Origin of the sequence: Clostridium cellulovorans 743B, assembly GCF_000145275.1 — a bacterium.
In the GTDB taxonomy this organism is placed as follows: Bacteria; Bacillota; Clostridia; order Clostridiales; family Clostridiaceae; genus Clostridium_K; species Clostridium_K cellulovorans.
Genome location: NC_014393.1, coordinates 3936603 through 3951153 on the forward strand (window position 1 = coordinate 3936603; position 14551 = coordinate 3951153).

The window sequence follows — 14551 nt, forward strand, 5'->3', positions numbered from 1 at the left end:
AAAATCTTTCATCATTAGAGGTAATCTATGTTTAAAAAAACAAGTAAAATAATTAATCTTTTCAATAACTTATCTCTTAACCTAAAGCTTAGATTATGTTTTTCAGCAATAATCATAATAGTAGTAGTAAACTCCTTAAGTAGCTTTTATTTTTACAGAAAAGATAAAAGCGTTTCTACTGTAGCCTTAGTAGATCAGATGAATAGCCAAGCTATATCAGAGATCAATAATTATATTAATGATTTAATGAATCTTGTTAACATACCCTATTACTATGACAATTTAAACTATATAAAATTTCTTAGTGAAACAGACCTTCAGAATGCAGATTATGCAACCACAAAAAAACTTAATGATATCAACCTTTATATTTCATATATGAAGGATAGTCTTCACTCATCATTTATTTTCGATAAAAACGGCTTGTACACATATATAATGAAATCTACTTCTCTTTCTGGACCCTATAGCTTTTCAACAGAACCTTGGTTTCAAGAAGCTCTCACTAAGACAAGCCCTGTTTTAATACCAACTTATAAGTTACCAGTTTCTGATAATAGCAAAAGTGCTTCTCTAGTGTTCTCTGTTGCAAAGGGCCTAAGATCCTTTGGCTCTGATAAAGCAGTAGGAGTCGTTTTGGTTAACAGCAGTATAGATACACTAAATAAAATTACTGATAAAATGCTTGTATATGATAATCAAAGAATTTTGATTGTTGATAACAATGATTATGTTATCTATGACAGTAACAATGCTTATACTACTGACTATCTTTCTAACATAGATAGTTTAAAACCTCTCGTAGGTATATCTGAACCTAAAAATATCAAGCTAGATTCCACTAACTATTCTATTACAATATTGAAATCTAAAACTGTTAATTGGAAAATAATCAATTGTATACCCCTTTCCTCTCTTAACAAAAACATCATTAAGGTTGAAACTCGAAACTTCACCTTAGCATTTATTGTAATAATAATAATTTTCCTTATTACTTTACTGATAACAAATCAGTTTATTACACCAATAAAGAAACTATCTTTACTTATGAATATAGTTAAGCAAGGTAATTTTTCTATTAAAGCAAAGGTTAAGTCCACCGACGAAGTTGGGCAATTGGTCTCAACTTTTAATGACATGACTACCAAAATCGAAGAATTAATTGAAGAAACTTATGTAGATAAGCTTAATCAAAAGGAACTGGAACTGAGGATGCTTCAAAATCAAATTAATCCTCACTTTATATACAACACCTTAGAATCTATAAGAATGATGTGTGAAATCAACGACGATATAGAAGCTTCAGAAATGACCATGGCTCTTGGGAAAATAATGCGTTACGGCTTATCAAATAAACTTAAATATGTAACCGTTGCCCAAGAAATCGATAATATCAAAACCTACGTGAAGCTTCAGGAATATCGATTTGATAACTTTGAAGAGTTAATTTTCGATATAGATCCTTCTTTGTATGATAATGAAATTGTAAAATTAATCTTCCAACCTATAGTTGAAAATGCAGTATATCACGGTCTGTCCACTTTAGAAACTGGTGGCATAATAATTATCTCAGGATATAAAGACACTGAAAACTGCGATATAATTTTCACCATCAAAGATAATGGCATAGGTATGGATAAAGACACTCTGTCACTTCTTAACGACTATATAAATGAAAGAAATGAAAGTTTTAACAGCATTGGTCTTAGAAACGTAAATATGCGAATTAAGCTTTCCTATGGTGAAAAATATGGAATAACCATCTATAGTGATATAAATGAAGGTACTACTGTAAAAATAATAGTTCCTGAGATAAAAAGTGTATAAAATAAGGAAGTTAGACACTTCCTTATTTTTTTATTTACTTTCTATCTTTTTTTCTACAGCATCCATCCAAGCTTGTGATATAAGTCCAAAACCCGCTTCTGATGGGTGAACCCCATCAATAGTCCAATATTCTGGACCATTTACATTAATAGCTGCACTATTAAATAATCCATCTAGCGGTACCATTACTGCATCAAATTCTGCCGCTAATTCACGTACAGCATGGATTCTTGGATCTAAATCTTCTCTCCAAGCTTTTCTATCTTCTGGGTAAGGTACTACGAATGGTTCCATAATAACTATTCTTGCACCTAATTTTTCTTTTACATCAGTTAATAATTCTCTAACTGTAGCCTTATATTCCTCAGTAGTAGTTGCATCATTTTCATCAAATTTTCTCCAAGTGTCATTGATTCCTATCATAAGTGATACAACTGTAGGTTTTAAATCTAAACAATCCTCTTGCCATCTATTTTTTAAGTCAATGGCTCTATTTCCACCAATACCTCTGTTTAAAAATTTTAATTTTAATTCTGGATACTTAAAGGATAACATTGCTGCAACAATTGACGCATAACCATGGCCTAAGCTGTTTGGATCATTACGGTCACGTCCCCAATCAGTTATACTGTCTCCTTGAAATAAAACTACATCATTTTCTTTTAATAACATTCTCTTCACTCCCATATATATAATATCAATAATAATCATCTACAATTCTTCAAAAACACTTATAGAAATCATCCACAGCTTTGTAAATAATATCAACAGTATTCATACACAATTCTATAATGAAAATCTTAATAACTATTTACAAGACTTCTAATTTTCAATTGTTCCTCTAACTCTTCTAAGGTAAAATCCTTCCTTAGAGTATTTTTTGAAATTATAACTTCCTTTTCAACTCCTGGTGCCAAATCAAAATAGTTATCTTCAAATCTACCTTGATCAGCAATTGATAGTTCAACATACTTAGCAAGATTTTCAGCCTTAAGCTTTACAATAAACTTATCTTTATCATCAATAACCTTTGCTTCTACCTTAGGATCAGCAAGTTCAAAATGTTTTGCCTTTTCACCTAATATTACACCCTCGGATATAATTTTACAATTGTTCTTAAAGGTATAATGTAAATATGTGTTTCTAGCATCAAGGTTATCTTTTATAAATTCAGTGATATCTATCTCCGTTATCATTTGTGCTGAAAGCGGCTCTAAAACTACATCGATACTCTTCTCTAAAAGTACACCTTTCACATTATTTCTAAGAGTTAAATCAACAGTACCTTGTACTTTCTCTAAAGTATCATTAGTAACGTATACCTTGTAACTTTCGGCAGTATCCTCTACAGAAGCTAATACAGGATTAAAGAATCGTTTTGCAAAATAGTGAAGGGCCTTCCAAGTTCCAAGACTATCTATACTTGACCAAGAAGCTACTGGCCAACAATCATTTAGTTGCCAATAAATAGCTCCCATACATCTTCCTCTATTACGTCTAAAATGTTCTACAGCATATTTCATCGCTTCACCTTGCAGTAATTGTGAAACATATAATAATGCATCAAAATCCTTTGGATATTTATAGTTCTGTGCTAGATAATATAATATTTTTCCGTTTGCCGCACCATTCTTCTGATGACTTTCCATTACATAAGAGAAAATATTTCTATCCTCTTCTTTAGTAAAAGTTTCTACAGTTTTTAAACAAGGAAAGCTTTGGAATCCAAACTCTGAAGCAAATCTGAAATAGAACTTTCTGAAGTCTTCAAATGGCTTTAATCCATGCCAAACATCCCAATAATGTTTATCCCCTCTATTATCATCACTTGGATCATCAAAGCTACCTCCAGAAGATGGTGAAGATCTCCAATAAAAAGTATTAGGATCAACTTTCTTTACAACCTCTGGCAATGCAATTTCAAAAAGCTTCACATAATCTGTTTTAAACTTTGATTTTGGATTCCAACCCCAATCAATCCAAGCTGATTCAATTTCGTTGTTTCCACACCATAAACCAAGAGAAGCATGATGTCTTATCCTTCTAACATTATCCTCTGCTTCTTTTACGCAATCTTCCTTAAACTCATCATCCACTTTGTAAACTGAGCAAGCATACATAAGATCTTGCCACACTATAAGTCCATATTCATCGCATAAGTCAAAGAAATAATCTTCCGGGTAAATACCACCACCCCAAACTCTAATACAATTAAAGTTTGCTTCTATGCAATCTTCTATAAGCTTTCTGGTTTTTTCTTTATCACATCTTCCTAGTATGTTGTCTTCTGGAATATAATTTGCTCCCATAGCAAAAATAGAAATTCCATTTATATTAAATTCGAAGCTTTCACCATACTGATCTTTTTCTTGCTTTATAGTTATAGTTCTAAGACCAATTTTATAATCCTTTTTATCTAAAAGCGTCTGTCCACTGAATAAGCTAAACTCAATTTCATATAAAGGCTGTTCTCCATAACCTCTTGGCCACCAAAGTTCAGGATTCTCAATATCAATTAGAATAGACTCATCACTGTTAGCTACAACCTTTTTATAGTTCTTATGAGTTCCATTAGGTTCCTTCACTTCCACAACTATATTTAGATTTTCATCCTCTTTTAAAATCTCATAAGCTACCTTTGCGTCAATTGTAACTTTGTTCTCATGATGAATTTGAGTCATATAAATATCGCTGAATTTAGCTGTGCTGTAACTGTAAATTGAAATTTCTCGCCATATTCCCATATCAGGCAACTGTGGGCCCCAATCCCAGCCAAACATATAATGGGCTTTTCTTATATGGCTATAACCATCAACCGCATCACCAACACCCCAAAGTCTTGCTTCTTTTTGCTTTTCTCTTATATATTTCAATGGTGAAGAAAAAATTATTTCAATTTCATTTTCACCTTCTACAAGCACATCCTTTACATGAAATTCATAGGTTCTATGCATGTTTGTAGTCTCTGCAATAAGTTTATTGTTGACTTTGATTTCAGCTAAAGTATCCAAGCCATCGCACTTTAACACAACTACCTCTTGAGCCAACAATTCTTGATCTATTACAAAACTTCTTTTATAAATAAAATCATATTCTGAATACTTATATGCCTCTTTTTCGTTATCTCTGTAAAAAGGATCTTCAATAATATTTTCATCGATTAATGCTTTATATACGGAACCTGGCACTACAGCAGATATATCAATATCTTTATCTTTGCATTTAAGATTCCAACTACCACTTAAATTAATACTTTTCATTCTTTTCTCCTTTACACCTCTACACATTTTGCACCATTTGTAAACTTCTTTGCACATTGTATATATACTATAATATCGTAAGTCACTAATTTTTTCAACAACTTTAACGTTTTCATATAATGAATTTTTGTGTTTTTTGCCATAGAAATGCACTATTTATGTAACATAAATAGTGCACATCTTATTCTTTGAATTTTACCGTTGTTCTAATAGTAGCTATCTCTAGTTCTCTATCAATATTATCAATTCGCCACAATAGTTCTTCTACAAGCCTCTTTCCAACTTGCAAATTATCAACCTCAGCAGTAGTTAAAGTAACCTCAAAACTTCCGTTGTCAGCAGTTCTATCAAAACCTGTTACTTCTATAGCATTATTCTTATCGCCTAGATTTTCAAAATATTTGTTTACTATTAAAGCGATTGCATCATTAGCACAGACAAAAGCATCTGGTATATATTCAAGTTTAGAAAGTTCATCTGTTAACTCATTACCCCAGTAATAATGATTAGCTGTACTATCTATTATGCATATTTTTTCATCTACTTCTATATTAGAATCGACCAACGCTCTCTTATAGCCAACCCATCTATCATAAATAGTTTTACAGTAACTTACATCACCAATAAACCCTATTTTTTTCTTCCCCTTTTGTATTATATTCTTAGTTATCTTATATACACTATGTTCTCCTTCAACAAGAACTATATCTCCATACATCTCTTCTTTTAACAAATCAATAGAGTAATCTAAAAACACCATAGGAATCTCTAACTTATTAAGCTTCTTTATGTAATCATCGGTAAAAATATTCAAAATAATTATACCATCTACATGGTTATTATGAACATTAGCAGGGATAATAAGGTCTCTTTGATCATCAACATTTATGATATTAAATAATAAATTGCAATTATTTTTATTTAACTCAGCAGAAACACCATTAATTATCCTGTGCCAAAATTCACTTAACTCCCCTGATGCAAATACAGCTATGTTTTTTCTCTTATTAATAAACTCAGCTTCTATTACATCTTTAAGCTTTAAATCAATTTTGGAATAGCCCATTTCAATAGCTTTTTCAACAATTCTAGCTTTTGTATCGTTAGATACGCTTTTGCTATCATTCAAAGCTCTAGAAACTGTATTTCTTGATAAGTTTAAAGCTTCCGCAACATCTTGTATTGTAACCCTCTTCATCTTAGTATCCCCTTTTTTTTATAGTCATATGTTAAAATTCAAACTTCCTTGTTCTTCCGAATAAGTTACCTAGAATCTCCTTAGGTTCTTGTTCCTCACCAATTATAGAATTTATAGCATTGCATATAGGTAAGTCTACATTATAAGTCTTAGATAATAACTGTAGAGCTTTAGCAGTAGAAACTCCTTCTGCAAGCTTACTAAACTTATTTTTTTTAACAAAATCTTCGCCAAATTGTCTATTATTACTATGACTAGAGAATAACGTAGCTTCATAATCACCAAGATGACTAAGACCATATGCTGTCAGTTCATTACCACCCATAGCACGAACCAATTTTGAAACTTCTCTTGCACCTCTAGCCATAAGGGCACCTTTTAAACTTCCATAGCCTACCCCATCAAGCATTCCTGCCGCTATTCCTATAACATTTTTAGCAGCTGCACCAATTTCATTTCCGATCAAATCCTGACCATAATAGAACCTAATAAGATCACTGCTTAATTCATCAGCGATTTTCTTAGTGACCTCTATATTATCAGAACCTATAACCATACAATTTGGTATTCCTGCTACAAAATCTTGCACGTGTCCTGGTCCTACCCAAATAGCTAAGTTACACTTATATCCAACTTCTTCTCTAAAAACTTGAGTCAGTCTTTTTCCTGTAGTACTCTCAATACCTTTCATACAAAGTATAAAAGTCTTTCCTTCAACATTATACTCATTAATTTGTTTTGCAAGTGCTCTTAACTGCTGAGCACTAATGGATATAACGATATACTCTCCAAAGCTTATAGCTTCATCAAGGGAGCTTGTAAGGTTCATTTCATCCTGTAGGGTAAGAAATTGATTTTTTCTTGTTTCCTTTAGTTCCGCAAGTGCTTTTGAGTTTTCCCTTCCCCATAAAGTAACTTTATGGTTAAGCCCACAAACGTACCAAGCAATAAATGCACCCCATCTACCGCAACCTAAAACAGATATATTCAAATCCATCAACCTTTCTAAATTACATTGTATAATCGTTCATTTACTTATTATATCAATATTTCCTTTGAAAAGGACATATCAAATATAAATTATTTATTGTATCCTACAATTCATTATATTATCATAGAATTTATATACATAGTTTTTACACTTTTACTAGCTTTTAAAACTTAATACAACCACTAAAGGGGGCAAAACATTGAATAACTTAATTAACCTAAATAATGAACTAGATAATTTAATTATCTATAGAAACCTATTAGAAGATCCAATAATTCTTTCTTTTAGGGAATATATTAGTACAAATTCAATAAAAGCAAAAAACGATTTCTGTTATCAATTAATAACTTATGGAGAATCCAAAGGATTGTGTGGTAACCTTTGGCAAAGCCACATAATTACTATTCTAATAAATGATGAAAATCCCTTTTCCCTATTAGCAGAAAAAGACGATTCTCAAATCACTTTCGAAAAGTCAAGTTTAGCTAAACTACTAAAGAATGAACTTTCAATAATTAAATCCATATATAACTTGGATTTTTCTTTTCTTGCAATGAGTCAAGAGGACCAATTTCAAATAATACAAAATTATATTCCATCATCTTCTATATCTAACAATAGTAAAGATAACACATTAAGTGAAATTTTTAAAGAGATGCCAATAGAAAATTTAATAAATGCTCTTTATCGCTATTATAATACTAATGGATGTGGAATATTCAGTAGATATAATGCATTTAAATACGATAATAAAAAAGGACTTATCGGTATAGACTCAAAGGATACTGTAAGATTTAGTGATTTAGTTGGTTATAAAATCCAACAAAAGACTTTAATAGATAATACAGAAGCTTTTATAAAGGGCCATCCTGCAAATAACGTTTTGCTTTTTGGAGACAAAGGAACAGGAAAATCTTCTTGTATAAAAGCATTACTTAACGAATATTCTAGCACTAAGCTAAGAATTATCGAAATATCCAAAGAGCAGTTAAAGGACTTTTCAAATATAGTAAGTAAAATAATGAAAAGAGCCTACAAATTTATAATTTTTATGGATGACCTTTCCTTTGAAGAGTTTGAAGTTGAATATAAATATATGAAATCTATTCTAGAAGGAAGTATAGAAGTTAAACCTTCAAATGTGCTAGTTTATGCGACCTCTAATAGAAGACATCTTATTCGTGAAACTTGGAAAGAACGTGAAGAATCTATCAGTGTTTCTGAAGCAATGGAGGAAAAACTTTCCTTAGTTGACAGATTCGGAATAACCATCACCTTTTCAGCTCCTGATAAACAAGAATATCTAGATATAATATTTAATTTAGCTGAAAAACATAATATTCAACTTTCCAAAGAAGATCTAACCCGTGAAGCTCTTCGCTGGGAGATGAAATACAATGGCCGTTCTGGAAGAACAGCAACACAATTTATAAATCATCTTTTAGGTAGATAGCAAACAAATACATTGATTTATTTTTTAATTTAATAGATAAATTAACTTACATTTTTCCCATTATGTAAGCTTTATATACATTATATCTCTTTGATTTATCACTCGACATGATATATAATATTTCTACAGACATTAAAATTCAAAAAAATTTAATCATAATTTGAATCTCTCTTTATGAGAAGTTCATAAAACAAGAAATAAATTTCTATAATAGAAGTTTATTATTATTGACGTTTTAAATTTTTTATCAATTAAAGCTTTCAGTTAAGAACTATTTTGTAACCCTGGAGGTGAACATGAAAACTAAATTTTTTTCGGCATTCACCATACTATTAGTTATTGGTGCTACGCTTTCAATAGCATTCATAGCGTATATGGCTTCAAATGATAAAATATACTCAACTATGGAATACATCGATTCTAAATATTTAGATTCACGCTTTAGTGCTTATTATAAAGATACAAGTAATGCTAATGGGAATCCTAGCCCAAACACTCGAATTCCTAATGCTGTTGCTGGAAATCAACCTATTCAAGAGCCTCTTACATATTTCAAAATAACAGAGGTTCCGAGGATAAATCAACACCCTGAACTTCCAACAGGTTGCGAAGTCACTTCAGCAGCAATTGCATTGAATTATCTAGGAATAAATGTTTCGAAAATAGATCTTGCAAATACTATAGTAAAAAGCCCATTACCAGCAAATGGTGTTGGTAGCCATCCCAATGAAGCTTTCATTGGTTCACCTTATGATAAGAACGGCTATGGAGTATTTCATAGTCCTGTGTTTAATCTAATGAGAGGTTATACAGATAAGGTACAAGATGTCACTGGCATAAGTTTTGAAGACTTGCTGTCTCACATTGCAGCTGGTCATCCCGCTATAGTATGGACTACAACAAATTTAGATGAATTTGAATATACAGATACCTGGAGTGTTAACGATATTCCCTTTACTTGGCCAGGGAATGAACACACTTCAGTTTTAATAGGATATTCTTCAAATCAAGTTATAGTTAATGATCCGTATACTGGTCTTGAAAAAACCTTTGATAAAGCAACCTTTAAAGCTAGATTCGAAGCTCTAGGTCACCAAGCTATAATTGTGATAAAATAATATAATGAATATTAGGATATGTATAAACTACATATCCTAATTATTTTAGTTCAAAATATTCAAATACATTGAAAAATGAATTTTTATCTCATTAACTACATACTATAAGCTTAAAATTTAATAATTTATATTTGATTTAACAATTTAACTCCGGATATAGTTAAGGTATAATATAATATAATACATAAAAATTATTTCTGCTTTGTTTAAGATATAACTTAATTTTCAATTTTGGAAAACTATAGATATGTGCATCATTACAAATACAAACATCTGGAAATTATCATTTTTTCTAAAATACTCCAACAAATTTGAAAGTTTTTTATAATTCGGCGGATTTTTTTGCAAATTTACTCTTTATCTTTTGTGAAAATTGTCATATAGTAAAATTATGTGATTTTTATCATATCATTTATTATTAGATATTATTATCTTATAAGTTAATTAATTCAGGAAAGGATGAACAATATATGAACAGAGAAATAGATATCGAAAAAGTGTTGAAACATGCCATAATAGATGTAAAATTTCAACCAGTTGTATCAGTAGCAAGAAAATCTGTTATCGGCTTAAAAGGTATTAGCTTTGGTGCAACTTTGGATGGAAATTTTATTCCCCTAGATACACTTCTTACAACTGCTAGAAATGCTGATTTAGAAATAAATTTGGACAGACTGATAAGAGAAAAAATCTTTAAGGAATATAATAAGGTATGTACTGGCGACGATAAATTATTATTTTTAAGCATAAACATGGCAATAATCGAACAATTTGTAGGCTCAGGCTTAATACAAGATGTAGTTAATAAATATAATATAAATCCTCAAAACGTAGTCCTTGAAATCTTTGAAAACAATATTGATGATGTAGAAGTCTTAAAAGAATTTATAACTACGTATAGAAGTAAAGGCTTCCTAGTTTCTTTAACTATAGGCTCTGGCTTTGCTAATTTAGATAAACTCTCCAACGTTGAGCCAGATATAATTAAAATCAGTGAAGCTATAACTAAAAATATTGAAGTAGATTTCTACAAGCAAGAAGTATTCAAATCACTTGTTAACTTATCTAAAAAATTAAGTGCTATAGTAGTTGCTGAAGGAATAAATCTAGAGGCTCAATCAATACTTGCAACGGAACTTGGAACTGATATCCTTCAAGGAGATTACTTTGGAGAATTTACAGCAATCAGCCCAAAATTCTTAAAAGCTTGTGCAGATAAGGTGGAATTTACATCTTCTCAATATAAAAAATACAAATCTGAACAAATAACTTATGAACAATCAACTCACAAAGCTTGCGACGACTTATTAACAAGTATCATATATGAACTTTCAACAATAGATATATCTTCATATGACGATAAGCTTCAGGAAGCTATTGATAAGCATACTGACTTTGAATGTTTATATGTTTTAGATAACGAAGGTAAACAAATAACATCCACAGTGACAAGATTTAAAAACATGCTTGCTCAAAATGCATTAGTTTATAAACCAGCTAAAAAAGGTACGGATCATTCATTAAAGAAGTATTACTACTTCCTTAACAATCTTAAGCTAGAGAAATATGTTACAGAACCATATATATCTTTAGCCAGCGGTAACTTATGCATCACTATCTCAGAAAAATTTATAGGTATGGACAACAAAACCTACATCATTTGCATAGATTTCAATCCAAACTATATAACGCTATAATTGAAAAACTAAAGCTTAAATTTGCTTTAATAGAACTTACCCCTCATTCTTAAGATTGAGGGGGTTCTTTTTATAAGACTTCTTTAGCAAGCAAAACTTCCCCCCCTAAAATTAAAGGGTTCCTTTTGTAAAACTTCTACTTTAGTCTGCAAAGTTTACTCCCCACTTCTAAGATTCCTGAGTTTATCTAGAAAAATATACTTAAATCTTTTAGCAACCTCATTACTATTCCAGCAGAAATTTTATTCTAGCATCATCTTTGACAAAATCAAGAGTTTTATCTTTTTTTAATGCTTCTTTTACTAAGATTTCATACTTTTCCTTGCTCCAACTATTGGTTACAATCCATTTTTTATGCCTATACAATTTCGACTTCATTCCATTATCCATGCTGTCTGCTTCATTGATCATATTTATAATTGTCTCTATAGCTTTTTCTTTGTCCTGTTTTTCTTTTGCCAAAGATAAATCTAATGCAAATTTACGGTATGACCCTAAATCAAAGGCTTCAACCAGCTTTTTAGAACGCTCTGTATATTCTTCTACTTCACTAAGTTTATTTTCTTTTAATAACAACTCTATTATAAAAGCTAAAGCTCCCAAAGCTTCATGAGCATGACTAAATAATATTTCTTCATAAACACCGTAAGCTTCATCAATTTTTTTACAGCTTTCAAATAATAATGCCTGTTGAATTTTTTTATAAGTATCCAGACCTAGTTCTGGAATTTTATCTAATAGTTCTTGAGCTTTTTCATATTCTTTCCGTTCTCTATATAGTGCTGCTAAGTCTAATTTTGCCATAGAAGCTGTCTTTTCTTTACTACTTGCTGCTACAAGTTCTAGCCAAGCAATAATTTTTCTTTCATATTTATCTTTTTCCTCAATTTCAGGATTCAACAAATATATTCTTAATACTGTTGATATACTATACATTAACTCATCACAGCTTAGATATTGTTTAATCAAATCACTAGCTTTCTCAAAAGCCTTATTGAAGCCTTCTTTTGATGCCGTTTCGCCTATGCCTTTTGTAAGAATTTTTACTTCTGCATCCGTTAGTTCGTCATCAAATGCTACTAAAGTATTAACATCGATTTTTAAAACACGTGCAAGTGGTGCTAACAGTGTTATATCTGGATATGACATTCCACTCTCCCACTTATTCACTGCTGGTGCAGTTATATTTAAATAATTAGCAACTTGTTCTTGTGTAAGATTTTCCTTTTTTCTATAATTTCTAATAACCTCACCTATTCTCATAAAATCAATTCCTCCATTTAATCAACTTAGGATTTCGTTAATTAAATGATATCAAAGCTATATATTTTAAACAATTGAGCTATTTTCATCTTTTAGTTACTAAAATTAACTATTGGTTAATTTTCTTAACAAAATTTACTTATGATAAAGTATTCAAATTTGCAAATATAGTCTTAATCCAAACTTATCTTATAGCCAAACAATTCCCTTTTTAATATTTAACCAAAATAGTGATATAATTTAAATTAAGTAAAAAAGTTTAATATTTCTTTTACAGCTTACAATATAGAATTTTCTATTGTATCATTATTGAATTGAAAGGATTGAGTAGAATGAGGGATAAAGTTAAAACTATTGGAGGATTAATTGATAAGGTAAGTGTTTCGCTTATAGGTTCTGTTGATGATGAAGGTTTTCCAAATATCAAAGCCATGCTTCCACCAAGAATGCGACAGGGAATAAAATATATATACTTTTCCACAAACACTTCGTCAATGAGAGTTAGCCAATACATAAATAATCCCAAAGCATGTGTATATTTTTATGATAAAAGATTTTTTAGAGGCGTGATGTTAAAAGGCACAATGGAAGTTTTACAAGATGCTTATTCAAAGCAACTAATATGGCGTGATGGAGATGAACTGTATTATCCTGAAGGTGTCACTGACCAAGATTATTGTGTTCTTAAGTTTACAACACAAAGCGGAAGATTTTATAGTAAATTTAAATCTGAGGATTTTGAAGTTGAAGATTAGCTATATAATCGCAGATATATATTATAAAACCAAAAATAAATTTCTTCACTAAACCTTGAAAAGCAAGTTTTATCATCTTACTCAAAACTTTATAAAAGAATACAACTCCCCAAATCTAAAACTGGGGAGTAGGTTCCACTAACAAGTCGTCCTAACCATTAAGATAAAATCTTTTTATAAACCCTTAACCAATTCTCCTAGACGCTTCTTCACATCACCCTTATATAGCCCACCATGATAGCAAATTACTGTTTCGATATCATATTTCATAAGTTTTTCTATAGATTTTATATTGAGTTCATTATTAAAATTGATATCTTCTTTTGTTTTATTAAGTATCCCATCTTCAACATTTAGAATATCTCCAGCGATTAGTAGCTTCCATTGCTGAAAATATAAGCAAATATGTCCTGGAGTATGACCAGGGGTGTAAACAACAGTGATTCCTCCACAATAAGGTAGCTCTTGTCCATCAACCAAGGTTTTATCTACATCTACTCTGCTAGCCTCAAATCCTATTTTTAGTTTTTCATAAAACATCTTTAAGTTATCAGGCAAATAATCAAGCTTCTCTCTTAGCTGAGCAAGTTTAATAGGTGTCTTTTCACCATTTATATATTCTTTTTCTTCCTCATGAGCAAGAACCTCCACCTCACCAGATATTTCTTTTAATATACTAGCACAACTTCCTATGTGGTCGATATCCTGATGTGTTAGAATTATCGCCTCTAGTTTATTAAAAGGTATACCTTCTTTTTCAAAGACGTTACTAATTTCCTGAAATTGACCTGGAAATCCAGTATCAATCAAAAGCAGTGAATCTTTATCCCAGATTACTGTTGGATAAATGACACTCTCCCTTTCCATTATATTTGCCGATATTTCAAGCATATAGATTCCATTTTCAACCTTCATAACTTATCTTCCTCCCTTGACGTAAAATCACAATATACTATAAAATAATCCAAGTATTTTTTTCATATTATATA

Annotated in this window: 11 protein-coding genes; 5 read left to right on the forward strand and 6 right to left on the reverse strand. The window is 30.7% G+C overall.

Annotated features, from left to right (window positions below; translation table 11 throughout):
* Nucleotides 1-27: 27 nt before the first annotated feature.
* Nucleotides 28-1827 (forward strand): sensor histidine kinase, encoded by a 1800-nt coding sequence (locus CLOCEL_RS16040; protein WP_010073273.1) that lies wholly within the window; start codon nt 28-30, stop codon nt 1825-1827.
* A gap of 30 nt (nt 1828-1857) precedes the next feature.
* Here CLOCEL_RS16040 and CLOCEL_RS16045 read toward each other — a convergent pair whose 3' ends face one another.
* From CLOCEL_RS16045 to CLOCEL_RS16060, 4 genes are all read right to left on the reverse strand, one after another.
* Nucleotides 1858-2499, reverse strand: coding sequence for an SGNH/GDSL hydrolase family protein (locus tag CLOCEL_RS16045; protein WP_010073274.1), 642 nt, complete (start codon nt 2497-2499; stop codon nt 1858-1860).
* A gap of 128 nt (nt 2500-2627) precedes the next feature.
* The gene (locus CLOCEL_RS16050; protein WP_010073275.1) at nt 2628-5087 is read right to left on the reverse strand and encodes a beta-mannosidase; all 2460 of its coding nucleotides are present in this window, start codon (nt 5085-5087) and stop codon (nt 2628-2630) included.
* Nucleotides 5088-5268: 181 nt separating this feature from the next.
* Nucleotides 5269-6285 (reverse strand): LacI family DNA-binding transcriptional regulator, encoded by a 1017-nt coding sequence (locus CLOCEL_RS16055; protein WP_010073276.1) that lies wholly within the window; start codon nt 6283-6285, stop codon nt 5269-5271.
* 31 nt (nt 6286-6316) lie between these two features.
* Nucleotides 6317-7276: an NAD(P)H-dependent glycerol-3-phosphate dehydrogenase gene (locus CLOCEL_RS16060; RefSeq protein WP_010073277.1), complete on the reverse strand. Its 960-nt coding sequence runs from the start codon at nt 7274-7276 to the stop codon at nt 6317-6319.
* A 199-nt stretch (nt 7277-7475) separates the two neighbouring features.
* Here CLOCEL_RS16060 and CLOCEL_RS16065 point away from each other — a divergent pair, with 199 nt between their 5' ends.
* From CLOCEL_RS16065 to CLOCEL_RS16075, 3 genes are all read left to right on the forward strand, one after another.
* Complete coding sequence (locus tag CLOCEL_RS16065; RefSeq protein WP_010073278.1) at nt 7476-8729, forward strand: ATP-binding protein; 1254 nt, start codon at nt 7476-7478, stop codon at nt 8727-8729.
* Nucleotides 8730-9025: 296 nt separating this feature from the next.
* Entirely contained in the window at nt 9026-9847 is an 822-nt protein-coding gene (locus CLOCEL_RS16070; protein WP_010073279.1) for a C39 family peptidase, read from the forward strand.
* Nucleotides 9848-10317: 470 nt separating this feature from the next.
* Nucleotides 10318-11544, forward strand: coding sequence for an EAL domain-containing protein (locus CLOCEL_RS16075; RefSeq protein ID WP_010073280.1), 1227 nt, complete (start codon nt 10318-10320; stop codon nt 11542-11544).
* Nucleotides 11545-11769: 225 nt separating this feature from the next.
* Here CLOCEL_RS16075 and CLOCEL_RS16080 read toward each other — a convergent pair whose 3' ends face one another.
* Complete coding sequence (locus tag CLOCEL_RS16080; RefSeq protein WP_010073281.1) at nt 11770-12807, reverse strand: helix-turn-helix domain-containing protein; 1038 nt, start codon at nt 12805-12807, stop codon at nt 11770-11772.
* Nucleotides 12808-13139: 332 nt separating this feature from the next.
* Here CLOCEL_RS16080 and CLOCEL_RS16085 point away from each other — a divergent pair, with 332 nt between their 5' ends.
* Complete coding sequence (locus tag CLOCEL_RS16085; RefSeq protein WP_010073282.1) at nt 13140-13562, forward strand: pyridoxamine 5'-phosphate oxidase family protein; 423 nt, start codon at nt 13140-13142, stop codon at nt 13560-13562.
* A 174-nt stretch (nt 13563-13736) separates the two neighbouring features.
* Here CLOCEL_RS16085 and CLOCEL_RS16090 read toward each other — a convergent pair whose 3' ends face one another.
* Nucleotides 13737-14477 (reverse strand): MBL fold metallo-hydrolase, encoded by a 741-nt coding sequence (locus CLOCEL_RS16090; RefSeq protein WP_010073283.1) that lies wholly within the window; start codon nt 14475-14477, stop codon nt 13737-13739.
* Nucleotides 14478-14551: the final 74 nt, after the last annotated feature.

What these genes read in the sequence shown, in the direction of transcription:
- CLOCEL_RS16040 (WP_010073273.1), top strand. Translation starts at nt 28, where the DNA reads ATGTTTAAAAAAACAAGTAAAATAATTAATCTTTTCAATAACTTATCT.
- CLOCEL_RS16045 (WP_010073274.1), bottom strand. Translation starts at nt 2,499, where the DNA reads ATGTTATTAAAAGAAAATGATGTAGTTTTATTTCAAGGAGACAGTATA.
- CLOCEL_RS16050 (WP_010073275.1), bottom strand. Translation starts at nt 5,087, where the DNA reads ATGAAAAGTATTAATTTAAGTGGTAGTTGGAATCTTAAATGCAAAGAT.
- CLOCEL_RS16055 (WP_010073276.1), bottom strand. Translation starts at nt 6,285, where the DNA reads ATGAAGAGGGTTACAATACAAGATGTTGCGGAAGCTTTAAACTTATCA.
- CLOCEL_RS16070 (WP_010073279.1), top strand. Translation starts at nt 9,026, where the DNA reads ATGAAAACTAAATTTTTTTCGGCATTCACCATACTATTAGTTATTGGT.
- CLOCEL_RS16075 (WP_010073280.1), top strand. Translation starts at nt 10,318, where the DNA reads ATGAACAGAGAAATAGATATCGAAAAAGTGTTGAAACATGCCATAATA.
- CLOCEL_RS16080 (WP_010073281.1), bottom strand. Translation starts at nt 12,807, where the DNA reads ATGAGAATAGGTGAGGTTATTAGAAATTATAGAAAAAAGGAAAATCTT.
- CLOCEL_RS16085 (WP_010073282.1), top strand. Translation starts at nt 13,140, where the DNA reads ATGAGGGATAAAGTTAAAACTATTGGAGGATTAATTGATAAGGTAAGT.
- CLOCEL_RS16090 (WP_010073283.1), bottom strand. Translation starts at nt 14,477, where the DNA reads ATGAAGGTTGAAAATGGAATCTATATGCTTGAAATATCGGCAAATATA.